Below are 25706 nucleotides of genomic sequence, written 5' to 3'. Positions count from 1 at the left end.
ATCTTGACGCCCGGCGTGGTGAGCATGGGCCCGAAGAGATATCTGTTCAGGTCCTCGTACGTCCATACACCCTCCCAGCCCAGCAACGTGTCGGAGTAACGCATATTTGCCACAGATGCTTTGTCGCGGCCGACGACGCTCCACAAGTTGGGTCCTGCTTTGCTCCCTCCCTGTGGCGCGGCATTGTGGCAACCGGCACACACGCTGGTGAAGTAGGTTCGGCCTTTCTCAACCTCGGCAGTAGCCAACTTCATCGATATCGGAGCAGGTGTTGGCAAAACGACGCCGTGCGACAAGAGATAGTCAGCGACTTCGCGTTGCCCCTTGAATTTTGCCAGATGGAGCGGTGTCTTGCCGTCCTTTGTCTTCGCATTCACGTCCGCGCCGGCCTCGACCAGTGCCTTCACGCAATCGAGGCAATCGAGATTGACGGCGATGTGGAGGGCGTTTTCGCGGTTGCGGCGCGAATTTGGATTTGCGCCCCCGTCCAGCAACAGATTGATCAAGTCGATCCTGCGTTTTGCCAAAGCCGGCATGAGGGCAGGACCCATAAGCGGCGTCGGGGCGGCGTTGACGTCGGCACCGCGTTCCATGAGCAGTTTTGCCGCCGCAAAATGCCCGCCCCTGACCGCAAGATAGAGTGGTGTCGCGCGCCCGTCGCTCTCATCGACGCCGGCACCCGCGTCGAGCGCTGCAGTAATCGCCGCGACATCGCCCTCTTTCGCGGCGTCGTGAATGGCGGCGGCGTGAGATACAATCGGGATGTGTACAAGCAGCAGCGAATGAAAAGCAAGAACCCGCGCATTTAGCATCTCCCAGGCAAGCCGAAGGACGCGGCACGATTTCAAGACTGCAAGTCCACCTCAAAATCCCTGATCGTGAGAACGCCCATCGATGGCTCAATGAATGGTGGCATCCGGGTCATAAGCGCATGTTGCTTCGGGTTTGTGAAGCCACGACCTGATGGGCATTGGGTCCTAGGCTACCAGGGCCGTTGGTCGATATTGCCCTTACATTAGCTTCAGCGCATGTTCATGTCAGCCGGCGAGGTCGCAGAAGCCGGTCAGGCCCGGCGGCCAACCCATACATCCCCCCCCGGCAGCCGGGCCACCGACCTCGCCCGTGCGGATCTCTGAAAGAGCGCCGGCCCGACCCACGCCCCCGTTGCGGAGCCGGGCCAATTCCGCAATTCTGCTCATATGTGCAACCTCTACAACATTACCACCAGCCAGGAAGCCATCCGCCAGTGGACCCGCGCACTGCGCGACATCGCCGGCAACCTCGAGCCCTCGGTCGACATCTATCCCAACCAGTTCGCGCCGGTGGTGCGCAACACGGCCGACGGAGCGCGCGAGCTTGCCAATCTGCGCTGGGGCATGCCGACGCCGCCCGAGCGCATGCGCGGCAATGCCGATTCCGGCACGACCAACATCCGCAACCCGCAATATGGCCACTGGCAGCCCTTTCTCGGCGTCGAGAACCGCTGCGTCGTGCCGGTGACCAGCTTTGCCGAACCGAGCCCCACGCCCGGTCAAAAAGACCCGGAGACAGGCGTCCAGAAGAACTACTGGTTCGCGCTCGGCGAAGAGTGCCCCCTGTTCTTCTTCGCCGGCCTATGGACGCCCTGGCAGGGCGTGCGCAAGGTCAAGGAAGGTCCGGGCGAGCACGAGCTCTACGGTTTCCTGACCACCAAGCCGAATGCGCTGATCGCGCCGATCCACGAGAAGGCGATGCCGGTGATCCTGACCACGCCGGAGGAGACGGAGACGTGGCTCAGTGCGCCGTGGTCCGAAGCGAGAAAGCTGCAGCGCACGGCGCCTGACGACGCGCTGGTGATCGTCGAGAAGCCAGCGACGCAGATCAAGTTTCCGGCCGGAGCCAGTGCGCAAGGTTCGCTGTTCTAGACGAATCGAACAAACAGGCTCGCTACCTGACCCTGACGACGACCTTGCCCTTGGCGCGTCCTGTTTCGACGTAGGCCAGAGCCTCATTGGTCGCTTCAAACGGAAAGACCCTATCGACTACCGGGCGGATCACTCCGGATTCGATGAGGGACGTGATTTTGCTCAGCTGATCACCCTGCGCCCACATGAAAAGGAAAGAAAACTTCACGCCACGGCGCTTGGCCTTGGCCCGAATAGCCCGGCTCAACAGGCGCAGTACCAGCCTCAGCACCACGTTCAGTCCCTGTTTCTCGGCAAATTCGGGATCCGGCGGACCGGAGATGGAGATAAGCTTCCCACCCGGTTTCAGCACGCTCAGTGATTTTTCAAGCGTTTTGGCGTCCTGGCTGTTCAAGACGACGTCGTAACCAGACAGGATTTTCTCGAAGTCATCCTTCTTGTAGTCAATGACAACGTCGGCGCCGAGATCCTTGACCAGATCGGCACTCGCGGCGCTCGCTGTTGTCGCGACGTTCGCGCAGAGGTGCTTTGCCAGTTGGATGGCGAATGTCCCCACGCCGCCGGAGCCCGCCTGAATGAAGGCCTTCTGTCCCTTCTTCAGGTTCGCCCTTTCGACAAGCGCCTGCCAGGCGGTCAGACCGACCAGCGGGATCGAGGCCGCCTCTTCCATGCTGAGGTTTTTCGGCTTCAAAGCCACGTCGGCCTCATCCATGGCGATGAACTCGGCGAATGTCCCGATCCGGCCATCGCGCGGCCGCGCGTAGACTTCGTCGCCGGGTTTGAATTTGCGGACCTTTGCTCCCACCCTGACAACCGCCCCAGCCACATCGTGACCCAGAATGAAGGGCTTGCGATAGGGCAGGATGAGCTTGAACTCTCCGGTTCTGACCTTAGAATCCAGAAGGTTCACCCCCGCGGCATGGACCTCGACCAGGACATCGTTGTCCCCGACCTCCGGCACCGGCATCTCGGCCAGCCGCAGAATGCCCTTCTTGTTATACTTGTCGACGACGAATGCCTTCATGGCAGGGACTTTCTGAAAGTGAGGCGATTGATCGAATGCATGTGTCATGTTCGACATCTCCGGGCTGTGGCGCCTGACCAATTGTGTTGTGGTTGCCAGTTGTGTTGTGGTTGCCAGTCTCACGTGCGTGAAATCCTTCGCCTCGCTGTGGTTCAGGCCGGTAACCGGAACTGCTTGCGCAAGCTCTTGTCGAAAATGCCTGCGGGGGCAAAGCGGCGCAGGAGGCTGACCTGCAGCGCGGCCTTGCCAGCCGTGTAGCGCCGTCGCGGACGGGCATCGGTCGCCGCCTTGACGACCACCTTCGCCACCACCTCCGGCCGATCGGCTGTCGGCATCACCTCGCTCAGCAGCGCCTTGAACCCGGCCCGAGCCCGATCGTATTCCTTCAACAGCGAATCCGGCTCGATGCCGTTCTGGTCGAAGACGGTACGCACGAATGCCGGCTCGATGACCGAGACGCGGACATTGAAGGCACGAACCTCGTGGTCGAGCGATTCCGAATAACCCTCGAGCGCGTGCTTGACCGCCGAATAGTGCGCTGAATACGGCGCCGGTACGAGGCCCAGCACCGAGCCGATGTTGACGATACGCCCTTGGCCGCGCCGCCGCATCGACGGCAACACCGCATTGGTCATGCGGATGACGCCGAACAGATTGACGTCGAACAGGGCCTGTACCTGGGCGACCGAGGATTCCTCGGCGCCACCAAGCAGGCCGACACCGGCATTGTTGACCAGGAGGTCGATCCGGCCGGTCCGCGAGAGCACGTTCGAGACGAGCGTATTGACGGCGCCATCGTCAGTCACGTCGCAAGCCAGCATGGTCACCCCATTCGGGCCAATGCTGGCCGCGCGGCGACTTGTTCCGAAGACGGTGAACCCTGCCCGCGCCAGTGCCTCGGCGCTGGCGCGACCGATGCCCGAGGAGGCTCCGGTCACGATCGCGGTTTTTCCAGAATTCGCATTCATTTCTGATACTCCAAGCTCACGAGCTCTAGCTTATTTCTGTCGATTGGATTATGGTTGTAATATCAGATTACGATCATAATGCAATAGCAAATCCGGAAGGAGAAACCATGCGTTACGAAAAGGGTCGAAAGGACGCATCGCGCGGCCGGATCATGGAGGTCGCCACTGAGCGTTTTCGGTGTGACGGCATCGCGGCGTCGGGACTCGCAAAAATCATGAGCGACGCCGGGCTGACGAACGGGGCCTTCTATCCCCACTTTCAATCCAAGGCGGCGCTTGTCCGTGAAACCGTGGCGGCGGCCCTGGAGGATCAATCCGACCAGATACGGGAAGCATTGGCCTCCGGCGGTCTGACAATGGCCATAGACACATATTTGTCGGCGGCGCACCGGGACAATCCCGGCAAGGGCTGCGCCTCTGCCGCGTTGCTGCCGGAAATCTCGCGCGAGCCAGCCGAAACGCGTCAACTCTATACCGAGCGTTTGCTGACCCTGGTGCGCCAGGTGTCAGCGGATTTGCCGCCGCGGACCGCTGATCCGGAGAGCGTTGCGTTCGGTATCTTTGCGACCCTCATCGGCGCGCTTCAGCTGGCCCGTGCCGTGGAGGGGACGGACTTGTCGGATCGTATCCTTGCGGCCGGAGCGGACGCGGCGCGGACGCTGATGCAGCCACCTGAGGATGAAGAGGGAGTCTAGAGGTTTGGTGGTTGCGCGGCGTCCACTGGCCTAAGTTTCCGACGCAGCCATCCCGCGAAAGGGGCACTGCTGCAGCCAGGACAACAAGTGCGAGCTATCTCGTGCTGAGCCAGGCCTGATAGCGACGGTCGATCATGGGTTGGATCGTTGAATAGGTGTCCGACCCGTCCGGCACGGAATAGAGGGTCTCACCGTCAGGAAACGCCTCACTGTAGTCTGCCATGTAGGAAACCGGGTCCGTATCGGCGGCATCATAGTATCTTGCCGCGAATAGATTTCCGGCGTCGTTTAGATCGTCATCCGTGAACTTGCCGTCGCAGACTTCGAGAAACCACTCCCGGGGTGTAAGGCTTCTGGCTTTTAGGCGCTCCCGCTCGTCCGGGAACTCCTCCGTGTGCATTTCGCCGGCCAAGTCATTCAGGACTGCCCATGCAACAAACATCGCAATGTGGGTTGCTCCTGCTTCGTCGGGAAGGTCCTTCGGAAAATTACCTCCGGAGTGCCAGGACGCGTCGTCATACTTCATGCCTTCACCCCAACTTCAACGGACAGCGTGCGCCAAGTCGACATAACGCTTCTTCAATCAATGCAACTTATACGCTAACAGGAGACAACGCTGCAAACGGCGGAGGCGAAATAGAATGAAACGCCTGATATTTATCTGCGCTATGTCCTCCCTGCTGCTTCTGTCCGTGAACCGTGCATTCGCGTTCAATTTCGGCTTTGTGAGAGTGCCGGACTGGATGGATTTTTATATCGGTTTGCTATTTGCCGCGACCTGCGTCTGCTGGCTTGGGCTGGCGGCGACAAAACCGCGTGGCGTGCCGTTCAATCAACTGTCAAATACCAAAATCTCGCCGCTCGCGAATGTCTTTCGCTGTGGCATGATCATCGTATTCACGATCCTGATGGTCTTGCTGTTTGCCGGAATGGGCCTCAGGCGATACGCTGAACTTTAGCGGCTTTTGCCGAGCCCGGTTGTGCATGACAATACCGGGTCGTTACCCGCCCTCCTCATTCTTCATCCTTCCACACCACCCGGCGCACCACCCTTATCTCGGCCAGACGCCGCACCCGGATGCCGACGCGCTCCCGCGCGGTGAGGTGGCGGGCTTCGGCACGGACGAATTCCTTGTTGCGGCACTGTTCGCAAAGCATGTGGCCGTCGATCAGCTCGATGTCGACATCGCCGAACAGCCTGATCAGATCGGACGGCTCGTACCAGCGCTTGATGTTGCAGTGACCGCAGCGGATGAGGATGAGATCGCCTCTCTCGTGCGATTTGCCGAGCGTCCAGGCATTGCCGCGCTTTCGTCTTCCGTCTGTATCAGGCATTGCTAAAAATAGGAACTCATTCCTGACAAAGTCAATTCGACCTTGACATTTTGTTCCCTTTTTGTTCACTGTCGGCACCAGGTTCAAGGAGGTGGTTTGACATGGACCAGATCGTGACATTGGACAGCCGCCAGGAGGCGGCATTGCAGGCAACCGCCGAAAATTTCATCGCGCACTACAAGGGCGATGCGGTGAAAGCCCTGAAGGAAATGATCGTGCTCAACGGACACTTGCAGCAGCGCCTCGATGCGCTCCAGGCGCCGAGGCGGCGGCAATGAGCATCCTGCATCTCGATCCCGACGCCGAGGCGGAGCTTCACGCCGAGGCGGAAAAGCTGATCGCCCGCTACGCCAGCCCACTCGAAACGGTGAAGGCGCTGATGGCCTATAATTGCGAGCTGGAGACGCAGATCGTCGCGCTTGCCCACCGCCACCCCGAACTGGTGACGCTGAGCTATGACGACACGCCGCCGGTCCTGGGCTGACGGCTGCCGCGCCGCCACCATGCAATCCATTGGCGGGACGGCGCGGCTGCCCGCGCCGTCCCGGACGGATGCCGGTCTCAGGCGGCGCGCAGACCTTCCTTCGGACGCAGGTTCTGGTTCATGCGGAACAGGTTCTGCGGGTCGTAGCGCTGCTTGATCTCCAGCAGCCGGCGATAGTTGTCGCCATAGGCCGCTTCGACCCGGTCGATCTCGTCCTCCGGCATGAAGTTCACATAGGCCGTGCCGGCGGCATAGGGCCGTGCTGCTTCATAGATACCGCGGGCCCAGTCGATGCAGGCCTTGTCCATTGCCGGCTCGCGCCAGCGGGCGTGGACGTTCATGACGAAATGCGAGCTGCGCTGCGGGAACGCCGTTTCATCTGCCCTGACGCGGCCCGCCGCCCCGCCGACATGGCCGAAGAATATTTCGCATTCGGGACCCGGAAGCTGGGATACAGCCGCCGTGGTGACCGCGATCGCACTGTCGGAAAGCTCCGTGAAGTCATGGCTCTTCCAGTAGTTGCGGGCGCCGGGCGCAAGCAGCGGGTCGAAGGCCTGCTGCCAGCCGGTGAACGGATTGGGGCCGACGACGTCGGCGATCGGCGTACCGATGGCGCGAAGCGTCTGCGTCGCCTTTTCGCCGGTCTGGATGTCGCCGCAATAGCACATGGCCAGCACCAGCACCTCCTTGCCGTGCCATTCCTCCGGCAGGAAGGGCAGCGGCGGCGCCTGCCGCATGACCACCCAGCAGGTCAGTTCGTCGGGCGCGGTTTCGAGCGCCTTGCGATATTCGCGCAGCACCTTGTCGGCATCGGCGAACGGATGGACGACAAGCCCCGACAGCACTTGCGGCCCGAACTGGTGGAGTTGGAACTCGAACGCCGTGACGACGCCGAAATTGCCGCCACCACCGCGCAGTGCCCAGAACAGGTCGGGATTTTCGCTGTGGCTGGCGCGTAGCAGCTTGCCGTCGGCGGTGACCACGTCGGCGGAGACGAGATTGTCGATGGTCAGCCCGAATTTGCGGGTGATCCAGCCGAAGCCGCCACCCAGCGTCAGGCCCGCAATGCCAGTGGTCGAGTTGATGCCGGTCGGCACCGCCAGTCCGAAAGCCTGCGTTTCCCTGTCGACATCGGCAAGCGTGGCGCCGGGTCCGACCCAGGCCCGCCGCGCCGCGACATCGACCCGCACCGACTTCATCATGGACAGATCGATCATCAGGCCGCCATCGCAGACGGCGCTGCCGGCGATGTTGTGGCCGCCGCCGCGCACGGAGACGAGAAGTCCGTTTTCCCTGGCAAAATTCACGGCGGCGACGACGTCGGAGGCGCCGACGCAACAGACGATCAGGCCTGGCCGCCGGTCGACCATCGCATTCCAGATGCTGCGTGCGTCATCGTAGGCGGCGTCGCCTTCCCGCAGCACCGTGCCGCGTATCTGTGCCGAAAGTGCTTCGAGGGCCGCGGCATCGATTGTCGTCTTGCCGCGTTCAAGGGTGGTGAAGCTCATGGCGCTCATGGTTTCCTCCCAATATTTGCTGAATTCTTCAGTGTGCTCTTATGTTAGCGGGCAAGCAAGTTGTGACCGGAAACGAGACCCGCCATTCGCGTTCTGGTGCAACGTCAGCGATTGCGCCGCTGACTGAACTCACCTGCAGATTGTCGGCTGAAGCTTTGCCGTCAGGCCGGTTCGAACTTCAGCATCTGCGTCACGCAGTGAATGCCGCCGGTCGGGGAGATTTCGTTCATGTCGACGGCGGCAACCTCGAGGCCGTGCGCCTTGAGCTGGCCGCTACGATCGCCGCCTGCAGCAGCACCCGCGCCCCGGTGATCGCGTCGGCAGGCTCGACATGTTCCGCCTCGTTGTGGCTCAGCCCGTCGCGGCACGGCACGAAGATCATCGCAGCCGGCGCCACTCGGGCGATGAAGAGTGCGTCATGGAATGCGCCCGAAACCATCTGCTTGTGCGGCAGTTGCAGCGAGGTGACGGCCTCCTCGACGACTTTGACCATCTCGGGCGAAAATGCCGCCCCGGGCATATCGAAGGATCGCCTGATCGTTGCCGTGCAATGCTGCGCCGCGGCCTCCGCCGCACAAACCCGGCGCAGCTCGGCCTCGATCGCGTCGAGCCGCTCCGGCTGCGGATGCCTGAGGTCGACGGAGAACATCACGGATTGCGGTATGGCGTTGATCGATCCCGGCTGAGCCGTGATGCGCCCGACCGTCAGCCGTGCACTGGTGTCGAGCGGCATGATCGTCGCCTGCAGGCTGTGCATCGCGGCAACGGCGGCGACCATCGGATCCCTACGGTAGGCAAGACCGGTCGTACCGGCGTGACCCGCGGCACCTTGAAAGGAGACTTCCAGCCAGCGAGTGCCCTGCACGGCGGTGACGACGCCGATCGGTATCCGCTCCCTCTCCAGGGACGGCCCCTGTTCGATATGGAGCTCGATATAGCCCGATATCGGCAAGCCGATCGGACGAAGCGTCGCCTCGGGCAGGGCGGCGATCGTCGCCTCGATCTCCTTTGCCAGCGACGCCCCGTCGCTGCCGATCGTGGATTTCCATGCGGAAATATCCGCACCGGTGAAGGCCATGGAACCCATGACGCCCGGCGCGAAGCGGCTGCCCTCTTCATTGGCCCAGGCAACGACCTCGATCGGTATTCGGGTCTTGGCCTTCGCGTCCTCCAGGGCTTCGAGCGCCTCGAAGGCGGAGAGCGTGCCGAGCGCGCCATCGAAGCGCCCGCCGGTCGGCTGGCTGTCGAGGTGGCTGCCGATCAGGAGCGGCGGCAGCGTAGCGTCCGAGCCCTCGCGGCGGATGAAGAGGTTCGCCATGCCGTCCTGAAAAACCTGGAAGCCGCGCTCGAGCGCCAGTTCAGCCAGCAGGCGCCGGGCGTTGCGATCTTCGACGCTGAATGCCTGACGATTGACGCCCCCGGCCGGCGTCGCGCCGATCCGGGCGAACGCGTCGAGCCGTCCGAGCAGCCTTTTGCCGTCGATCTCCGGCACCAAGGTCACCGCTTGAGGCCGCGGATGAAGGCTTTCACCCGTTGCGGATCGACCTGGTTCCACCAGACGCCATCATGCTTCAACGAGCTGGCGACGATGACGCCGTCGACGATGTCGAGAATGTCGTTGACGTTGTCGGGCGTCACGCCGCTGCCGACAAGCGTCGGCAACCCGGCTGCGTCCTTGATCATCCTAATGTAGCCGAGGTCAGCGGCGTGGCCGGTGCGCTGGCCGGTGGCGATCACCGCATCGGCGTCGAAGAATACCAGGTCCTTGACCTGTTCCTCGACCGGCCGGTCGCCGACGATGGCATGGGCGCCATGCTTGACGTGGGCATCGGCGAAGATGCGGATGCCATTGGCCCGAAGCCTGGCGCGAAAGCGCATGGCGCGCGCCGCCTCGCCTTCGATCAGACCTTCATTGGCGACATAGGCGTTGGCCCATTGATTGACGCGGACGAAGGCAGCCCCGGAGGCGCTGGCGATCGACAGCGCCGGAATGGAGGCATTGGCGAGCACATTGATGCCGATCGGCCGGCCGAGCTCGCGGCGGATGCGGTCGGAAACGACGGACATGTAGGCGGAGGTTTCAGGCCCGATATCATCCGGCTTGGCAAACGGCACGTCGCCATGGTTCTCGACGATGACGCTGTCGCAACCGCCATTGAGATAGGCTTTGGCGTCGTCGAGGCCGCGCTGATAGATGGCTTCCACCGCCTCGCCATCGTAGCGCGGCGCGCCCGGCAGAGGTGCGAGGTGAACGACGCCGATCACCACCTTGCTTCTGCCGAAGATCGACTGCAGCGCGTCGTTCGTGACCTGGCCAACTGGTTTGGAACCTGTTGGCTTGGAGCCGATGGTTTTGGGGGATTTTGTCATGCGGTTTCCGCTTGCCTCGTTTCCATGAGCAGTTTCATCTCACGCCTGTCGGGGCAGGACTCGAGCGTGCCGGCGCGGCCGACCGAGATGGCCGCGGCGCGGACTGCGATCCGCGCTGCCGCGGCGAAGTCCATGCCGGCCGCAAGGCAGCCGGCGAGGCAGCCGCAGAAGACATCGCCCGCGCCACTGGTATCGACCACAGCCACTTTGGACGCCGCGATCCGTTCGATCCGCCCTTCGCCATCGGCGACCAGGCAGCCCTGCGCGCCAAGCGTCACGATCGCGGTGCCGGCGCCTTGGCGGATCAATTCGCGGGCCGCCAGGGCAGGATCGCCGGCTCCGGTCAGTTGCGCCGCCTCGCCCGCATTCACGACAACGAGGCTGACGGCGCCCAATGGCGGCGCGTGGCCGGCCGCGAGCGGGCTCGGGTTGAAGATCGTCATGGCTCCCGCATCGCGCGCCGCAAGCAGGCAGGCGGTCGTCACATCGGCGCGAAGATTGCCCTGCATCACCACGATGTCGCCGCGTTCGATCGACGGCGCAAAACCACTGTCGGCGAGTGGATCGAAGGCGGCGGCGCAACTGGCGCCGGTGACGATGAGGTTCTCGCCCTGCGCATCGACCATGATGGTCGAACGGTCGCTGGGCAGCGGCAACGTCGTCAGACGACCGGCGTCAAGATCGCGGCTCAGTTGCTGCCTGATCCACGCTCCGGCGTCATCATTACCGATCGCCGCATGAAAGCGGACATCGGCTCCGGTGCGCGCCGCGGCGACGGCCTGGTTCGCACCCTTGCCGCCAAGTCCATCGGCATGGCCGGATGCGTTCAGCGTCTCGCCTGGCTGCGGAAACCGGTCCAGCCGAAACGTCGTGTCGACGCAGACATTGCCGATGACATGGACGCGCATGGCTAGTCCCTGGCTGTTACCCAGCCCAGCATCTGTTCGAACAAGGTCTTGTAGCCGCTCCAGGCGATGAAGCCCGGCGGCAGCCAGTGCGGGCCGACATCCGAGGTCCAGGCGACGGTGCGGCCCTTGCCATATTTGCCGGTCACCAGCAGCGGCAGGGAACGGTAGTCGGAAGACACGGTGGCGAGAACTTCCGCACCGTCCTTGAGCGTGACCTCGTTGAAGCCAAGCAGGATCGGCCAGTCCTTGCCAAGGCCCGCGAGGATCGGATGGTTTTGCGGGCCGACGACGACCGGCGCATAGCCCTCCGGAACCTCGACGCGGTCGTCAACCGGCAGGCAGGAGACGGGCAAAACCTCCTCGACCGGCGTCTTGTGATAGCGCGCGCCGCCATTGATGCCCTGGAAACTGTAATAGCCGCCGAACATCAGCAGGCCGCCGCCCTTGCCGACATAGTCGCGCAGCAGGCGAAGCCGGTTCGGCGTCGGTTTGGAATGGATCCAGGTGTCGGGGTGCAGCAGCAGCGTGTTGGCGCCGAGATCGGAAAGCACGACCGCGTCATAGGCCGAAAGCGCTTCCATGGTCTGGGGAAAATTCCGCTGCGCCTCATGCGCCGGCATGAATGTGACGTCGAACGGACTGTCCTTCAGCGCGGCCAAAAGCTCGTCGGCACCGGTGTGATAAGTCACCGTCGGAAACTGGTCGAAGCCTTTGATGTGGGTCGCGGTCGAGACCCAGGATTCGCCTGCGAGAAGAACCTTCTTCCTGGACATGTTTACTCCCTATGTCGAATTGATCCGCAGCCTAGAGACTCGCGGCGAACACGGTCTTTGGATTGTCGACGAGCATACGGTCGATCGCCGCCTGCTCGACGCCATGGCGTTTCAGCCGCGGCACGAAATGCTTGAGGATGAAGCCGTAGCCGAAGCCGCCGAAGCGCGTCAGCATGATCTTGAGAAAGACGTCCTGCGACAGCAGAATCCGGTCAACCAGGCCCATGTCGATCAGCGAGCGGATCGCCTGCGCGTTCTGCTCGTCTGACGGCGATTGCGCGTCCTGGTCGGCATAATAGAAATCCATGCCGATCATGTCGTATTCCAGGAAGGCGCCGCGCGCGGCGAGGCTTTTCTGGTAGGCGAGATCGTTGTGGCTCGGGTTCATGTGGCAAAGCACAGTATGCCGAAGATCGGCGCCTTCCGCCTCCACCACGTCGAGCACCTCATGCGCCAGCCGCTCCCAGCCGGGCAGATGGATGGTCAGCGGCACGCCGGTGATCTTGGCGGCGCGGGCCGAAGCCCGCAGCGACTTGCGCTCCTCGTCGGTGAAATCCTTGCTGATGCCGACCTCGCCGATGATGCCGGCCATGATATCGGGCTGCGTCGTCCCGCCGCCGACATCGTTGACCAGGAATTCGGTGACGTCGTCGACGTCCATCGCTTTCAGCCAGTCGGGATGAGTGTGCTGCAGATAGAAGCCGGTGCCCATGACGATGCGCAGTCCAGAGGCGCGGGCGATGCGAGCCAGCTTCACCGGATCGCGGCCGATGCCGATATTGGTCGCATCGACCACGGTATGGCCGCCGAGCGCCCGGTACTTCGCCAGTTCCGAAAGCGCCAGGTCGCTGTCGTCGAGCGAGATGTTGTCGCGGTTCATGTAGGGGTTCATCCGCAACTCGCCGATGATCTCCATGCTGACCGGCTGCTCGGCGATCTTCCTTTCCTCGGGATGACAGGGGCATTTCCAGGATGTCGCGCCATCGAGCAGGATATGCTCGTGCATCAGCGTCACGCCCATATCGGCAATCGCAACCGGGCCGGTCACGGTCATCACCGTGCCGGAGCGGACGCCGATCGGCGCCCGTTCCCCTGGCTTGTCGTCGAACAGATGATCCATGTCAGCGGCCCCGCGTCGCGCCCTTGAACAGGCGGAAATTCAGCCAGATGGCCACGAGGATGATGGTACCGGTGACGATCGGCGTCAGGAACGGCGACATATGCGCAAGGATCAGGCCGTTGCCGATGACAGCGACGGTCAACGCGCCGAGCACCGTGCCAATGATCGTGCCACGCCCGCCGAACAGGCTGGTACCGCCGAGCACCACGGCGGCGATGACATCGAGCTCGAAACCCTGGCCGGCATTGGACGAGCCGGAGCCGAGACGAGCGGCGAGAATGATGCCGGCCGATGCCGCCGCCATGCCCGACAGGATATAGACGAAGAGCGTCATGAAGCGCGTATCGACACCGGCGCGGCGCACCGCCTCGGCATTGGCGCCGATGCCGGTCACATAGCGGCCGAACGGCATCTGGTTGAAAGCGAGATAGGCGACGATCAGCACGACAAGGGCGAGCAGCGCCGGCACCGGAACACCGAGAAACCAGGCCCTGCCGATGTTGACGAAAAAGCTCGTCGGCTCGACCGGGATCGAATAGCCGCCGGTGATCAGCAGCGCCACCCCGCGGATGACGGAGAGCCCGGCCAGCGTGACGATGAAAGCCGGAATCCGTTCATAGGCAATGAAGAAGCCCTGCAGGACACCGATCGCCGCGCCGAGCGCCAGCATGGCGATGACGACAAGCGGCCACGGCAGGCCAGCCTGCAGCAAAACGGCCGATAGCGTCGCCGTCAGTGCCAGCACGGACCCGACCGACAGATCGATGCCGCCGGTGGTGATGACGAAGGTCATGGCGGCTGCAACGATCAGCAGCGGCGCCGACTGGCGCACGATGTTGAGCAGATTGGGCGTCGTCAGGAAGGAGCCGGTGATCAGCGAAAAGACCACGCAGACGACCAGGAAGAACAGCGCAATCGAGACGACGCTGCCATTGGCTATCGCCACATCCTTCCACGTGTTGTTGTGGGCGCGTTTGGGCGGCGAGGCGCCGATATCGGCGGAGGATGAAGTGGCGTTCATGGCTGCGCTGCCTCATCACGGCTGCCGCGCGCGGAGCGCGCGTTGAATTTGCGGCCGACGATCAGGTTGACGACTTCCTCGATGCTGGTGTCGCCGATCTTGCGTTCGGCGACGTTGCGGCCTTCGTACATGACCTGGATGCGGTCGCAGACCAGGAAAAGGTCCTGCAGGCGATGGGTGATGAGGATGACACTGACGCCACGGGCCCTGACGGCGCGGATGAGCTCCAGCACCGCCTCGACTTCCGCCACCGCAAGTGCGGCCGTCGGTTCGTCCATGATCAGCACGGACGGATCGAAGGAGGCGGCGCGGCCGATCGCGATCGACTGACGCTGGCCGCCGGAGAGGTTTTCGACCTTGAGTTTTGTATCGGCGATGACGATGCCAAGCCGATCGAGCATGTCGCGCGTCGCGTCATGCATGCGCTTGTTGTCGAGGAAGGGAATGCCGAGAACGTGGCGGCGCGGCTCGCGGCCGAGGAAGAGATTGCCCGCCACATCGACCGTGTCGCAGAGCGAAAGGTCCTGGTAGACCATCTCCACCCGCGCGGCGCGGGCATCGGCCGGCGATGAAAAGGATACGGCCTTGCCATCGATCTCGATGGCACCGGAATCCGGAATGACCGCACCGGACAGCACCTTGCTCAAGGTGGATTTGCCGGCGCCATTGTCGCCGACCAGGCCGAGCACCTCGCCAGGCTTCAGGTTCAGCGAAACATCGTCCAGCGTCTGGATAGGGCCGTACCGTTTGGAAATACCGGTCATCCTGACGCGGTAGGTCTCGCCATCGCTCATTATGGTTCCAGTTCTCTGGGCGACAAAGTTCAATCGGTCGCCGGGCCGCGCAGGCGACCCTCAGGTCAATGCGCAGCCCGGCGGTCTTGGGAGATCTTACTTGAACATGTCCTTGAACTGGCCAACATTTTCCTTGGTCACGATGGTGATCGGAACATTGATGATCGGCTCGATCTTCTCACCCTTCTTGAGCTTGACGAAAGCTTCGATGGCAGCCTTGCCTTCACCGGCCGGATCCTGCTGGACGACAGCGACCACCCAGCCCTCTTCGAGACCTTGCACCGCCGACTTGGTCAGGTCCCAGCCGAACACCTTGACGTCGCCGGTGCGGGCCTGGCTGGTGACGGCGGAAACCGCACCGAGCAGAGCCGGCTCGCCGGTCGCGTAGAGAGTCGTCATGTCGGGATTGGCGGTCATCAGGTTTTCGGAGGCGGACAGTGCGACGTCCTGCACATTCTGGCCATCGACCGTGTCGAGGAACGTGACCTTCTGGCCGCTGTCGGTGACGGCTTTCTTGAAGCCGTCGAGGCGCTGGTTCTGGATGAACGAATTGAGCGCGCCGACGACGCCGATCTTGGCGGTGCCGTTCAGCTTGGTCTTGACGTATTCGGCGTAGAACTTGCCGATGTCCTCGCCGGCCTTGGTGTTGTCGACGCCGACGAAGGCGACGTTGTCGCCGTCCGGGATCTGCGCGTCGATGGCAATGACCGGAATGCCGGCGGCCTTGGCCGCGGTGATCGCCGGCTTCACACCGTTGACATCGATGGCGACGAGAATGATGCCGTCGACCTTCTGGGTGATGTAGTTCTCGATCGCGTCGTTCTGGGCGCTCGGCACATTGTTGGCGTTGTAGATGACGAGGTCGACGCCGGCAGCCTTTGCGGCAGCCGTCGCCCCATCATTGATCTGGTTGAAGAACAGCGCCTGCTGGTTGATGGTGACGAGCGCATAGGTCTCGGCCATGGCAGAGGCGGAGCCGAGGGCGAGGGTCATGGCGACGGCTGCGGCGCAGCCTGAAAGGATCTTGGTAAGACGCATTCCGGTTCCCCTTGGTTTTGCGGAAAAGGCCCTTGATCGGGCTCACCTGGCGCCTGAGCGCAACGGCATAATTCAAGATACTTGATTTCTTGTCAAGTGACTTGAATTAGCATCAGCGAAGGGAAATGGGGCTCGCCAAACCAGAATGTCGCTCGTCAGAATGTCGCCGGCGTGTTCACCCAAAAAATGCTGGCGCGTTCATCGCCGACATTGCGGTACCAGTGGGGCAGTTCGGAATCGAAAACGAAGGAATCGCCGGCGGACAGGCGAAATGTCTTTTCGCCGACCATCAGTTCTATGGAGCCTTCGAGCACATAGCCGACTTCCTCGCCGGCATGCTGGATCGGTCCGGCACTTTCACCGCCGGCCTCGATATGGTGGATGTTGCACTGGAGGAGATGGCCCGGCGAATAGGGAATGACGCGCTCGAGCGAAATGCCCTCGCCGCGCCGCAAAGGATCGAGCGCGATCAACGGCCGCGCTCCGGCCCTGAAGACGATGCCCTCCTCGCCGTCGGCCTCCTCGAACATCCAGCCGATATTGGTGCCGAGCACCTCGACAAGCCTGTGAAGCATGGGAAGCGAGGGCGAGACCTTGCCGTTCTCGACCTTGGACAGAAGGCTTTCGGAGCAGTTGGCGGCGGCGGCGAGCGCCTTCAAGGTCAGGCCACGCGTCTGCCGGGAGAGCTTCAATCGTGTGCCGAGCCGCAAAAGGCTGGTGGCCGTCGAGCGCTCGTCGCTGCCCTTGCTGCTGATATCAACCTTGTTCATAGGGGGCCGCGAACGTCTCCACTGGTTCGGCTGAAAGCGTAAGACCGATCAAACGCGTTGTCCATCTTGTGAAAAATGGAACAACGCGTCGGACCAGAAGCACAGCCCCGGCAGGCAAGCGAGAGCGTCTGCCCCTTCAGGCCGGCTCGCGCTTCAGCGCCTGCGCCATGCAGTGGATGCCGCCGCCGGTCTTGGAGATCTCGCTCATGTCGATCGCCGCCACCTCGAAGCCGCGCGCCCTGAGCTGGCCGATCAGGGACTGGCTGGAGGTCGGCGCGATCACCCGGTCCTTGCCCAGCGACATGAAGTTGCAGCCGAGCGCCATCGTGTCCTGGAAGGGCACGTCGATGATTTCGTGGCCCTTGCCCTTCAGCCAGTCGACGATGCCAGGCTCGGTGCAGGCAAGGCAGACTGCCGTCAGCTTCTCGGCGATCGGCACCACCATCAGGTCGATGTGGACGTAATATTCGTCGATGAAGGCGATGCGGGTTTCCCAGCCTTCCTTGTCGAACCAGGCCTGCACCTGACGGGCGCCCTCTTCCTGGGTGCGGGCGCCGCCGCAGCCGATCAGCACGACGCCCTCCTCGATGACGTTGAAATCGCCGCCCTCGAAGGTGCCGGCGGTGACCATGTCGTAGATCGGGATGCCGAGCTTTTCATAGGTGCGGATGGCGGCATAGTTCTCGCCGCGCCGCCACCAGTTGGCCATGGCGGTGATGAAGGCGCCGTAAGGCGTCATGACGCTGGAATCGCGCGAATAGACCTGCATCGGCAGTTCCGGCGTCGGCTCGTGCCAGTGGATGTTGACGCCGAAATGCTCATAGGCGGCGATCAGGTCCTTGTGCTGCGCCTGCGCGATCTGGACGTTGCAGGGCGCCTCGCGCAGATGCTTGCGCGACAGCGAGCTGGTCGAGAGATGGCGCAGGAAATTCGGCGAGCCGAGCAGCACGTCGGTCAGGACGTCGGTCTCGTTGGCGAAGCCCCAGGCGGTCAGCGGCTTGGTGCCACCGGCCGGGTTGCGGCGCTGCAGCGAGAACGGTTCGGCGACGATGCGGTCATGGACGGTCATGGGGCTCTCCTCGTGGGGCGGTTTGGGATGATTGATTGCTCGGGATCCACCAGTCGCGGCCGCGCGGCGTGGTGACATATTCCGGCCAGCGGAAGTTGATCGGCGGCTCGTAGTCGCAAAGCGGCGCGAGCCAGTTCGAGCCGCCGATACCGCCGCCGGTGCGGCTGACGAATTCGTCCATCGCCGCATCACGGGCGGCCTTGTCTTCCACCAGGCGAAGGGCTGAAAGCGCGATGGTCTTCGCCGCACAGATGACCATCGGGTCGATGGTGGCAGGAATGCCGCCCAGCGCATTCATCACCCAGGACGGATAGGGATAGCCGGTCTCCGAGCGCAGCGCCGGCCGGGCGACATAGAAACGCGCCGTCGGCGCATGCCACGACATGTCGGTGTAGTCATCGGAGGTCGAATTCACCTGCGAAGGCGGCAGGTCGCGGCGCAGGATGGCTTCCGCCGCCTGCGGCTCGATCAGCCGCTCCAGCTCGTCGATGAACGGCTCGTCGCTTCCCATACGCCCGGCATTGACCTGGATCTCGCGGGCGACCGCCTTGGCGTCTTCGTCCCAGCGGGGCGGACCGACCGCCGACAGCGCCTCATAGGCAATGCCGGCCATGGCGTGGTTGGCGAGCCCCGGCCGCGACTTCGACACAAAATGCCGCTCGTAGCGGCAGCCGCTCATCGTGGCGGCAGCTTCGGCGTTGCGGTCGAGCACGGCGGTGACCTGCTCGGCCATCTCGAGCGTCGGCACGCGGATCATGTACTGGATCTCGGAGAGCCCCGCCGGCAGATTGTCGGCGGTTGCCTGCCCGGCGGTCAGGATCGCCTCGCTGATCGACCAGCCGCCCTGGTGCGGCAGCATGGAATCGCGCAGCGCCTTCGAGGCTATGTACATCATCATCAGCGCGTCGTTGGCGCCGGGCGCCCTGATCGCGGAATGCGACTGCGGGATGGGGGCCGCGCCGCCGGCCGGCCTCGCCCAGCGCTCCGGCCGGTCGCAGATGAAACGGTAGATCATCGCGTAGGCAGCGCCACAATGCGTGTCCCAGCGCGCCGTGTTGCAGAGCGGCAGCATGTAGAAGGGGTGGAAGGAGATCATGCCGGCGAGACCGTCATAATAGCCTTTCGCCGCATGGATCGGCTTCGATCCCCTCACCTTTTCCGCAGGCTCGCCGGTGAAGCGCAGCGTGCCTGGAATGTCGTGCTGCTGCATCGCCGCCTTGGTGGCGAGCAAGCCGCCAAGACTGGCAATGCCGAGGCCGGAATGCGGATCGGTGTGGCCGCCGGCCTCGCGGCCGAGGCCGGGGCGCGGACGCTGCACCGTCGCGGCGTCCTGACAATTGCCGGGCACGGCATCATATTCGGCATACATGCCGATGGTGGGGCCCGCACCGTTCGTCCAATGGGCACAAAACGCGGTCGGCATGCCGCCCGAGCCTTCCTCGACCGAAAAGCCCTCGCGCTTCAGCCGATCGACATACCAGGCGGCCGACTGGTATTCGCGCCAGGCGGTCTCGCCGAAGTCGAAGATGGTGCGCGTCCACACCGACAGCAGCGGCTGGATGCCGTCGATGCAGGCAAGCGCGGTTGCTTGCGCCGAGGTCGTCACCGGTTTCTCCATGCCTCAAAGAAAGCAGTGAAGCGGCTTTCCAAAAAGTGATATGTTTTCCCGGCTCATGCAAATTCGGTTCACCTGAGGCCTCTTGCGAATACCCTCCACCCAGGCGCTGCGCGCCCTCGACAGTTTCGCCCGCCACGGCAGCGTGTGGCGCGCGGCCGACGAATTGCACTTGACCCGCAGCGCCGTCAGCCACCAGTTGCGGCTGCTCGAGCGCGACCTCGGCTTCGACCTTTTGGAACGCATCGGCAAGGGCGTGGCGCTGACGCCGCGCGGCCAGCGCTATGCCAGCGACGTGCGCAAGGCGCTCACCGTGCTCGGCGACGCGGTGACGCGCCATGCCGGCACCGGCGTCGGCGGTTCGTTCAGCGTCTCCTGCACGCCGGGCTTCGCCTCGCTGTTCCTATGCACCCACATCGGCGAGTTCCGGCAGATGTATCCGGACGTCGCGCTGCACATCCTTACTCCGCGGCGTCTCGACGATGTCAGCAATCCGGACGCCGACGCCTTTATCGCCTTCGGCGTCGGCAACTGGCCGAACCGGGCGGCCGAGCTGCTGTGCGAGATCTCGTTCACGCCGCTGTGCAGCCCGACGCTGCTCAACAAGGTTGGCGGTTTTTCCAAGCCGGCCGACGTGCTGCGCGCCAATCTGCTCCATCTCGGCGACACCGAGGACTGGGCGCGCTGGCTGGCGCTGTCGAAGGTGGAGAACCCCGACACTGAAAGCGGCATCTTCTTCTCCGACATGAACCTGGTCTTCTCGGCAGCGATCGCCGGCCAGGGCATCGCCATGGGCGACGAACTGACCAGCCGCCGGGCACTCAGCGAAGGCCGCCTGGTGCGCCCCTTCGACATCGCGATCAAATCGCCGCGCTCGTATTTTTTGGTGTCCGAACATGCCAAGGCGAGCCATCCGGTGCTGGAGGCGTTTGGGGGCTGGCTGAGGTCGAAGCTGTCGGAGAACCGACTCTAACTCACGATAGATGAATCAAATTTGCCGATCAGGCGAAAACTATTCGGTTGCGGTGAGGCAGCGCCCTGCCCTACGATTTCAACCCGAGTGAGGACGAAAGCAGGATGCAGCAACCCGGCCGGGCCGCAGAGATCAAGGCAATCGGGATCGGCAAGAGCTTCGGCTCGTTCCGTGCGCTGGACAATCTGACGCTCGATATCGGCCGCGGCGAGTTTCTGACGCTGCTCGGGCCTTCCGGCTCTGGCAAGACCACCTTCCTGATGATCCTTGCCGGCTTCGTGAAGCCGAGCGACGGCCGCCTCTTCAGCGACGGCGTCGACATCACCGAGCGGCCGGCCGAGCAGCGTGCCGCCGGCATGGTGTTCCAGGGCTATGCGCTATTCCCTCATATGTCGGTCGAGGCCAACATCGCCTTCCCGCTCAAGGTGCGCAAGAAATCGGCCGCCGAGATCAAGCGCCGTGTCGGCGAGATGATCGAGCGCGTCGGGCTGAGGGGCCACGAGACAAAACTGCCGGCGCAGCTTTCCGGCGGCCAGCAGCAGCGCGTGGCGCTGGCCCGCGCGCTGGTGTTCGAGCCGGGCGTACTTCTGCTCGACGAGCCGTTCTCGGCACTGGACAAGAGCCTGCGTGGCCAGATGCAGGCCGAGATGAAGCGGCTGCACCAGGAAACCGGCACCACCTTCGTCTTCGTCACCCACGACCAGAGCGAGGCGCTGGCGTTGTCGTCGCGTGTCGCCATCTTCAACCATGGCAAACTGCTGCAGGTCGGCGCGCCGGACGAAGTCTACGACCGGCCGGCCAACCGCTTCGTCGCCGAGTTCCTCGGCGAGATCAATATGCTGCCGCTGAAGGGCGTGCGCGCTGCGGACAATGGCGCTGTCGGGCTTTGCGAAGACCGCGCCGTCAGCCTGCGCGGCAATGCCGACGCGGTCAGCGGTAACGCCATTTTGGCGATCCGGCCCGAGCACATGTCGATCGCGCGCGAGGCGGCGGTGGGCGAGAACGGCATTGCCGCCACGGCAATAGCCTCCACCTATCTGGGTGCGGCGACCAGGCTCGACCTGACGACGCGCCAGGGCGCCAGGGTGACGGTCTCGGTGCCGAACGAGGTTGCGGCGGCCGCACTCAGCAAGGGCAATTCCGTCTGGCTGACCTGGCCTGCGGAAAAAGGTTTCCTGCTTCCGGATGGAGGATGACGACCAAGGCGACGAATCCTCGAGCGATGATTCCGGGATTGCGCCAACTACCGAAACGACCAACGAAAAAAGGGGAACTAACATGAACGATACCAAGAGAAATGCGATCGAATCCCTCTCCGCCAGGGCAAGGAGCGGCGAGATCTCGCGCCGGCAGTTCACGCAACTGGCGGCGCTGGTGCTGGCCGGCACGCCGATGCTGCTGCGCTCGACCGGCGCCTTCGCGCAAGCCAAGGAATTGGTGCTGGTGAACTGGGGCGGCGACGCCATCACCGCTTATGACGCCGCCTACGGCCAGGCCTTCACCAAGGAGACCGGCATCGCCGTCAAGATGGATGGCTCGGGCCCGACCGAAGGCGCGATTGCCGCGCAGTTCAAGAGCGGCGCGCCGACCTGGGACCTGGTCGACGTCGACCCGTTCTCGGCCATCACGCTCGGCGCCCAGGGCGCTCTCGAGCCGATCGATTATGCCATCGTCGACAAGAAGAAGATGCGCGAGGGTTTTGGCTGGGAATATGCCGCCTCGACCTATTTCTTCTCCTATGTGATCGCTTACGACTCGGAAAAGTACGGCAGCAACGCGCCGACCGGCATGGCCGATTTCTTCGACGTCAAGAAATTCCCCGGCAAGCGCTCGCTCTACAAATGGGGCGTGTCGAGTTGGGAAGCAGCACTGCTGGCCGACGGTATCGCCCCGGCCTCGCTCTACCCGCTCGACTTGAAGCGTGCGCATGACAAGATCGCCGCCTTCAAGGAGAACGTCGTCGCCTATTGGGGCGGCGGCGCCGAGAGCCAGAGCGTGCTGCTCAACGGCGAAGCCTCGATGGCCATCGTCTGGTCGACACGCGCCTCGCTGATCGAGCAGGACTCGGGCGGCAAGATCAAGTTCATCTGGGACCAGGGCCTGATCTCGCCCGGCGCGCTCGCCGTGCTCAAGGGCAATCCCGGCGGCAAGGAAGCGGCGATGAAGTTCATCGCCAGCGCGCAGGATCCGGCAAAGCAGCTCGTCATGTTCGACAAGCTCGGACAGGGCCCGGCCAATCCGGCCGCCGACGCACTGATCCCGGCCGACAAGAAGCGCATCAATCCCGTCGACCCCGAGAACATGAAGAAGCAGATCGCGCTCGACATGGACTGGTACGCCAAGAACTACGGGCCGGCGCTCGACGAATACACCAAGATCATCTCGGCCTGACCGGGCCGGGATCATCGGATCGACATGAGAGGCATCCTCTCCGACAGGATGGGCGCGGCGCTGTTGATGGCGCCGCTGCTCCTGTTTCTCGTGCTGGCCTACGCCTGGCCGTTCCTTGGCGTGGTCAAATGGAGCGTCACGCTGCCGACGCCGGGGCTCGGGCAGTATGGTGCTCTGGCCGCCGACCCGCTGGTGCAGTCGGTGTTCATCCGCACGCTGCGCATCGCCCTGATCGTCACTTTGGTGTCGGTGGCGGCGGCCTATGCCATCACCGTCGTCTGGGTGCGCGGCAGCCCAGTGCAGCGCGTCGTCGCCGAGTTCTGCATTCTCGTTCCCTTCTGGATCTCGGTGCTGACGCGCGCCTTCGGCTGGGTGGCGCTGTTGTCCAATCGCGGCCTGATCAATACGTGGCTGCAATCGATCGGCTTCATCTCCGAGCCGCTGGCGCTGGTGCGCAATGAATTCGGCGTCATCGTCGGCATGACGCATTTCCTCATTCCCTTCGCGGTGTTTCCGCTGGCATCTGCCATGCGCAGCCTAGACGACCGCGTGCTTTTGGCGGCGCGCGGGCTTGGCTCCAGCCGCATGCGCACCTTCTGGTCGGTGTTCGTGCCGATGACGCGCTCCGGCATCATCGGCTCGGCTCTGATCGTCTTCGTCTTTTCGCTGGGCTTCTTCGTCACCCCGGCGATCCTCGGCGGCGGCCGCAGCGTGATGATCGCCGAGCTGATCTATCTGCGCATCTTCCAGAGCCCTGACTGGGGCCTGGGTGCGGCGATCAGCGTCGTGCTGGTGCTGTTCGTCGGCGCGCTGATGGCGCTGCTGTTCCGCTACGTGCGGCCGAAGCAGCTGGTGTAGCCATGCCGACCTATCGTCCCGGACCCGCTTCACTGATCCTCGCCGTGCTGGTGGCGCTGTTCCTGCTGTTGCCGCTGCTGGCCGTCATTCCGGTGTCGCTGACGCCGAGCCGCATGCTGGCGATGCCGACGGGCGAATTGTCGCTGCGCCACTACCGGGCGCTGATCGAGGATCCGCGCTGGATCGACGCCATCCTGCTCTCGATCCGCATCGGCATCGTCAGCAGCGCCATCTCGACGGTGCTGGCGCTCTGCTTCAGCCTCGGCGTCTGGATGTTCCAGCCGCGCTTCACCGCCGCACTTGTCGGCTTCGTTCTGCTGCCGATGGTGGTGCCGCCGGTGGTTTCGGCGATCACGCTCTACTTCCTGCTCACCTCCATCTCAGGCTTCAGCTCGTTCTTCGGCTACGACACCTGGCTCGGCGTTGCCATGGCGCATTCGGTGATGACGGTGCCTTTCGCCACCGTGCTGATCCTGGTCTCGCTCAGCCAGCTCGACCGGCGCATCGACCTTGCCGCGCGTGGCCTTGGCGCCAGCGTGTGGGAGCGCGCCACGCGCATCATCATGCCCAACATCAAGTTCGGCATCGTCACCGCCGCGCTGCTCTCCTTCGTGCTGTCCTGGGAAGAGATCGGGGTCACCCTGTTCATCACGTCGGTCAACGCGATTACGCTGCCACGGCTGATGTGGATGGGCCTGCGCGACAACATCGACCCGGCGATCGCAGCACTCTCGGTGATCCTGATCATCATCACCGTGCTGGTGCTGGCGGTGCGCAGCGTCGTGGCCAGGCAACGCGGCGGGCATTAGTCCTGGAACTGCTCCAAAGCGCGTCGCATGGCGTGCCACGCGACAACATCGACCCGGCGACCGCCGCGCTGTCGATGATTCCGATCATCTCCGCAGTGCCGACAACACCTCAACAGCGGTGGCGTTCCCGACCCAACGCCGTCCGCCTTGACCACCAGCTACGGGCCTTAAGGCCGCGTCGCCGGGCACAGGCTGTGCCCGGCGGATACCGGCGTCCCGCCCTCAGGCTGCCTGCGGCCGGCGCTGCCTTTCGGTAACGTACTGCTGATGGCGGCCCGCGAGCGGCCTCTCCTTTGCCAGCAAGCCGTCCAGCAAAGCGAGCAGTTCGCGCGCGGCGGCCGACTTGCAGGAATAGTAGACCATCTGCCGGTCGCGGCGGGTTTCGACGATGCCGAACCTCCGCAACTTGGCAAGATGCTGCGAGAGCGCGGACTGGCTGAGCTCGACTTTATCGGCGAGAACGCCGACCGACAATTCGCCCTCGGCCAGATAGTTCATAATCAAAAGCCGCTTGCCGTTGCCCATTACGGACAGGAAGGCGGCCGCTGTTTCGGCGTTGGAAGTAAGTTGCTTCGAGACCATTTATTTCCCCATATGCCTTGCTCTTCCGAACGCCATGGGGGCAATGGCATCAGACATCCAGAGCATTGCCTGAGCTAACCATCCCATTTTACGGGACGGGGCTCTGCTTCTCGTTTGACCATGATCCTTCTCGAAACAGGTTGCCACCATTCGGGATCATGGCCGGGACAGCATGCGCGATTTTATCCGTTACGCAAGCCGGCGCAGATTCGATATTTTTGAATCTGCGCCGCCAACAAGTACCAGCGCCACGCTCTTTCAGCAAGAATATAACGAGTTCTTCGAGCCGCATTTACAGTGCGCCGCATGTTTCGCGACAGCCACAAGGGAGAAATCAGCGTCAACGGGCAGTTCACGGCCAGTTGAGACGCGGCGATGAAACCTAGTGCCGCATGGTGCGTTTTGGTGGATCATAACAGCAAGGGTTTTACCATGACCCAGGGATGGTTTTCGAGGCCGGTTGCGGTTTCGGTGGGCATCGCGGGCTCGATCCGGCACATTTCCAATGCACAGCAGGCAATCGAATTGCTGACAGGCCAATGGCGTGACGCCGGCAGTGCGCAACACGGCTCGGCGCTGCGCGCCTGCCGCCGTGCCATGAGTGGTGATCTTCCCGCCGATGCGGCCATGGATGCGTTTGTCGGCGCAGCCCGTGAGGCGCATGTGCTGGTCGAGTAGACCGAGCAAA

At 63.3% G+C, this 25706-nt stretch carries 29 protein-coding genes; 11 read left to right on the top strand and 18 right to left on the bottom strand.

What is annotated here, in order from left to right:
- The coding region (locus tag AC04SI_RS25420) for an ankyrin repeat domain-containing protein (RefSeq protein WP_488475085.1) at positions 1 to 848 on the bottom strand (848 nt) is incomplete at its 3' end.
- 351 nt (positions 849 to 1199) lie between these two features.
- Here AC04SI_RS25420 and AC04SI_RS25415 point away from each other — a divergent pair.
- Positions 1200 to 1904, top strand: coding sequence for an SOS response-associated peptidase (locus AC04SI_RS25415; protein ID WP_404281055.1), 705 nt, complete (start codon positions 1200 to 1202; stop codon positions 1902 to 1904).
- Between the two features lie 22 nt (positions 1905 to 1926).
- Here AC04SI_RS25415 and AC04SI_RS25410 read toward each other — a convergent pair whose 3' ends face one another.
- Together AC04SI_RS25410 and AC04SI_RS25405 are read right to left on the bottom strand one after the other, a co-directional pair.
- Positions 1927 to 2928, bottom strand: a complete 1002-nt coding sequence (locus AC04SI_RS25410) for an NADP-dependent oxidoreductase (protein ID WP_404281067.1) — start codon at positions 2926 to 2928, stop codon at positions 1927 to 1929.
- Positions 2929 to 3080: 152 nt separating this feature from the next.
- Complete coding sequence (locus tag AC04SI_RS25405; RefSeq protein WP_404281052.1) at positions 3081 to 3896, bottom strand: oxidoreductase; 816 nt, start codon at positions 3894 to 3896, stop codon at positions 3081 to 3083.
- A gap of 107 nt (positions 3897 to 4003) precedes the next feature.
- On the opposite strand from AC04SI_RS25405, the gene AC04SI_RS25400 reads away from it, so the two are divergent.
- A complete protein-coding gene (locus AC04SI_RS25400) occupies positions 4004 to 4591 on the top strand; it encodes a TetR/AcrR family transcriptional regulator (RefSeq protein ID WP_404281050.1) in 588 nt (195 codons plus the stop codon).
- A 94-nt stretch (positions 4592 to 4685) separates the two neighbouring features.
- Here the strand turns inward: AC04SI_RS25400 and AC04SI_RS25395 are convergent, their stop codons facing one another.
- Positions 4686 to 5117, bottom strand: coding sequence for a DUF7832 domain-containing protein (locus AC04SI_RS25395; protein WP_488475084.1), 432 nt, complete (start codon positions 5115 to 5117; stop codon positions 4686 to 4688).
- A 115-nt stretch (positions 5118 to 5232) separates the two neighbouring features.
- Here AC04SI_RS25395 and AC04SI_RS25390 point away from each other — a divergent pair, with 115 nt between their 5' ends.
- Entirely contained in the window at positions 5233 to 5550 is a 318-nt protein-coding gene (locus tag AC04SI_RS25390) for a hypothetical protein (protein ID WP_404281046.1), read from the top strand.
- 55 nt (positions 5551 to 5605) lie between these two features.
- On the opposite strand, the gene AC04SI_RS25385 is transcribed toward AC04SI_RS25390, so the two are convergent.
- Positions 5606 to 5926: a hypothetical protein gene (locus tag AC04SI_RS25385; RefSeq protein WP_488475083.1), complete on the bottom strand. Its 321-nt coding sequence runs from the start codon at positions 5924 to 5926 to the stop codon at positions 5606 to 5608.
- A gap of 101 nt (positions 5927 to 6027) precedes the next feature.
- On the opposite strand from AC04SI_RS25385, the gene AC04SI_RS25380 reads away from it, so the two are divergent.
- Together AC04SI_RS25380 and AC04SI_RS25375 are read left to right on the top strand one after the other, a co-directional pair.
- A complete protein-coding gene (locus tag AC04SI_RS25380) occupies positions 6028 to 6204 on the top strand; it encodes a hypothetical protein (protein ID WP_404281040.1) in 177 nt (58 codons plus the stop codon).
- Positions 6201 to 6410, top strand: a complete 210-nt coding sequence (locus tag AC04SI_RS25375; protein WP_006201519.1) for a hypothetical protein — start codon at positions 6201 to 6203, stop codon at positions 6408 to 6410. Before AC04SI_RS25380 ends, AC04SI_RS25375 begins: the two co-directional genes overlap by 4 nt.
- 77 nt (positions 6411 to 6487) lie before the next feature.
- Here the strand turns inward: AC04SI_RS25375 and AC04SI_RS25370 are convergent, their stop codons facing one another.
- The 12 genes from AC04SI_RS25370 to AC04SI_RS25315 form a co-directional block, all read right to left on the bottom strand.
- On the bottom strand, positions 6488 to 7927 hold the full coding sequence (locus tag AC04SI_RS25370) for an FAD-binding oxidoreductase (RefSeq protein ID WP_404281038.1): 1440 nt from the start codon (positions 7925 to 7927) through the stop codon (positions 6488 to 6490).
- Between the two features lie 226 nt (positions 7928 to 8153).
- A complete protein-coding gene (locus AC04SI_RS25365) occupies positions 8154 to 9428 on the bottom strand; it encodes a Zn-dependent hydrolase (RefSeq protein WP_404281036.1) in 1275 nt (424 codons plus the stop codon).
- Positions 9425 to 10297, bottom strand: a complete 873-nt coding sequence (locus tag AC04SI_RS25360) for a BtpA/SgcQ family protein (RefSeq protein ID WP_404281033.1) — start codon at positions 10295 to 10297, stop codon at positions 9425 to 9427. Before AC04SI_RS25360 ends, AC04SI_RS25365 begins: the two co-directional genes overlap by 4 nt.
- Positions 10294 to 11205 (bottom strand): ribokinase, encoded by a 912-nt coding sequence (locus AC04SI_RS25355; RefSeq protein ID WP_488475082.1) that lies wholly within the window; start codon positions 11203 to 11205, stop codon positions 10294 to 10296. The genes AC04SI_RS25360 and AC04SI_RS25355 overlap by 4 nt, the downstream gene beginning before the upstream one ends.
- Before the next feature lie 2 nt (positions 11206 to 11207).
- Positions 11208 to 11978 carry a glutamine amidotransferase gene (locus AC04SI_RS25350; RefSeq protein WP_404281029.1) on the bottom strand — a complete coding sequence of 257 codons (771 nt, stop codon included), beginning with the start codon at positions 11976 to 11978 and terminating at the stop codon, positions 11208 to 11210.
- Positions 11979 to 12009: 31 nt separating this feature from the next.
- Positions 12010 to 13098 (bottom strand): phosphotriesterase family protein, encoded by a 1089-nt coding sequence (locus tag AC04SI_RS25345; protein WP_404281027.1) that lies wholly within the window; start codon positions 13096 to 13098, stop codon positions 12010 to 12012.
- 1 nt (position 13099) lies between these two features.
- Positions 13100 to 14119: an ABC transporter permease gene (locus AC04SI_RS25340; protein WP_488475081.1), complete on the bottom strand. Its 1020-nt coding sequence runs from the start codon at positions 14117 to 14119 to the stop codon at positions 13100 to 13102.
- A complete protein-coding gene (locus tag AC04SI_RS25335; RefSeq protein WP_488475080.1) occupies positions 14116 to 14913 on the bottom strand; it encodes an ATP-binding cassette domain-containing protein in 798 nt (265 codons plus the stop codon). The genes AC04SI_RS25340 and AC04SI_RS25335 overlap by 4 nt, the downstream gene beginning before the upstream one ends.
- A gap of 96 nt (positions 14914 to 15009) precedes the next feature.
- Complete coding sequence (locus AC04SI_RS25330) at positions 15010 to 15951, bottom strand: ABC transporter substrate-binding protein (RefSeq protein WP_488475079.1); 942 nt, start codon at positions 15949 to 15951, stop codon at positions 15010 to 15012.
- Between the two features lie 155 nt (positions 15952 to 16106).
- Positions 16107 to 16721: a cupin domain-containing protein gene (locus AC04SI_RS25325; RefSeq protein ID WP_404281016.1), complete on the bottom strand. Its 615-nt coding sequence runs from the start codon at positions 16719 to 16721 to the stop codon at positions 16107 to 16109.
- Between the two features lie 136 nt (positions 16722 to 16857).
- Complete coding sequence (locus tag AC04SI_RS25320; protein WP_488475078.1) at positions 16858 to 17790, bottom strand: dimethylarginine dimethylaminohydrolase family protein; 933 nt, start codon at positions 17788 to 17790, stop codon at positions 16858 to 16860.
- Entirely contained in the window at positions 17777 to 19408 is a 1632-nt protein-coding gene (locus AC04SI_RS25315) for a zinc-binding metallopeptidase family protein (protein WP_488475077.1), read from the bottom strand. The genes AC04SI_RS25320 and AC04SI_RS25315 overlap by 14 nt, the downstream gene beginning before the upstream one ends.
- A gap of 82 nt (positions 19409 to 19490) precedes the next feature.
- Here AC04SI_RS25315 and AC04SI_RS25310 point away from each other — a divergent pair, with 82 nt between their 5' ends.
- The 5 genes from AC04SI_RS25310 (at position 19491) to AC04SI_RS25290 (ending at position 24436) form a co-directional block, all read left to right on the top strand.
- On the top strand, positions 19491 to 20378 hold the full coding sequence (locus AC04SI_RS25310) for a LysR substrate-binding domain-containing protein (protein ID WP_404281012.1): 888 nt from the start codon (positions 19491 to 19493) through the stop codon (positions 20376 to 20378).
- Between the two features lie 104 nt (positions 20379 to 20482).
- A complete protein-coding gene (locus tag AC04SI_RS25305; RefSeq protein ID WP_488475076.1) occupies positions 20483 to 21574 on the top strand; it encodes an ABC transporter ATP-binding protein in 1092 nt (363 codons plus the stop codon).
- Between the two features lie 82 nt (positions 21575 to 21656).
- Entirely contained in the window at positions 21657 to 22769 is a 1113-nt protein-coding gene (locus AC04SI_RS25300) for an ABC transporter substrate-binding protein (protein WP_488475075.1), read from the top strand.
- A 24-nt stretch (positions 22770 to 22793) separates the two neighbouring features.
- The gene (locus AC04SI_RS25295) at positions 22794 to 23627 is read left to right on the top strand and encodes an ABC transporter permease (RefSeq protein ID WP_488475074.1); all 834 of its coding nucleotides are present in this window, start codon (positions 22794 to 22796) and stop codon (positions 23625 to 23627) included.
- 2 nt (positions 23628 to 23629) lie between these two features.
- Positions 23630 to 24436 carry an ABC transporter permease gene (locus AC04SI_RS25290; protein WP_436248469.1) on the top strand — a complete coding sequence of 269 codons (807 nt, stop codon included), beginning with the start codon at positions 23630 to 23632 and terminating at the stop codon, positions 24434 to 24436.
- Between the two features lie 222 nt (positions 24437 to 24658).
- Here AC04SI_RS25290 and AC04SI_RS25285 read toward each other — a convergent pair whose 3' ends face one another.
- Positions 24659 to 25018 carry an ArsR/SmtB family transcription factor gene (locus AC04SI_RS25285; RefSeq protein ID WP_006201529.1) on the bottom strand — a complete coding sequence of 120 codons (360 nt, stop codon included), beginning with the start codon at positions 25016 to 25018 and terminating at the stop codon, positions 24659 to 24661.
- A gap of 375 nt (positions 25019 to 25393) precedes the next feature.
- Between AC04SI_RS25285 and AC04SI_RS25280 the strand changes: the two genes are divergently transcribed.
- Positions 25394 to 25696 carry a DUF982 domain-containing protein gene (locus AC04SI_RS25280; RefSeq protein ID WP_488475073.1) on the top strand — a complete coding sequence of 101 codons (303 nt, stop codon included), beginning with the start codon at positions 25394 to 25396 and terminating at the stop codon, positions 25694 to 25696.
- Positions 25697 to 25706: the final 10 nt, after the last annotated feature.

It is taken from the genome of Mesorhizobium sp. CNPSo 4689 (genome assembly GCF_057784325.1).
The sequence above is the reverse complement of the archived record's forward strand: the minus strand, read 5'-3'. Positions and strand labels throughout refer to the sequence as shown.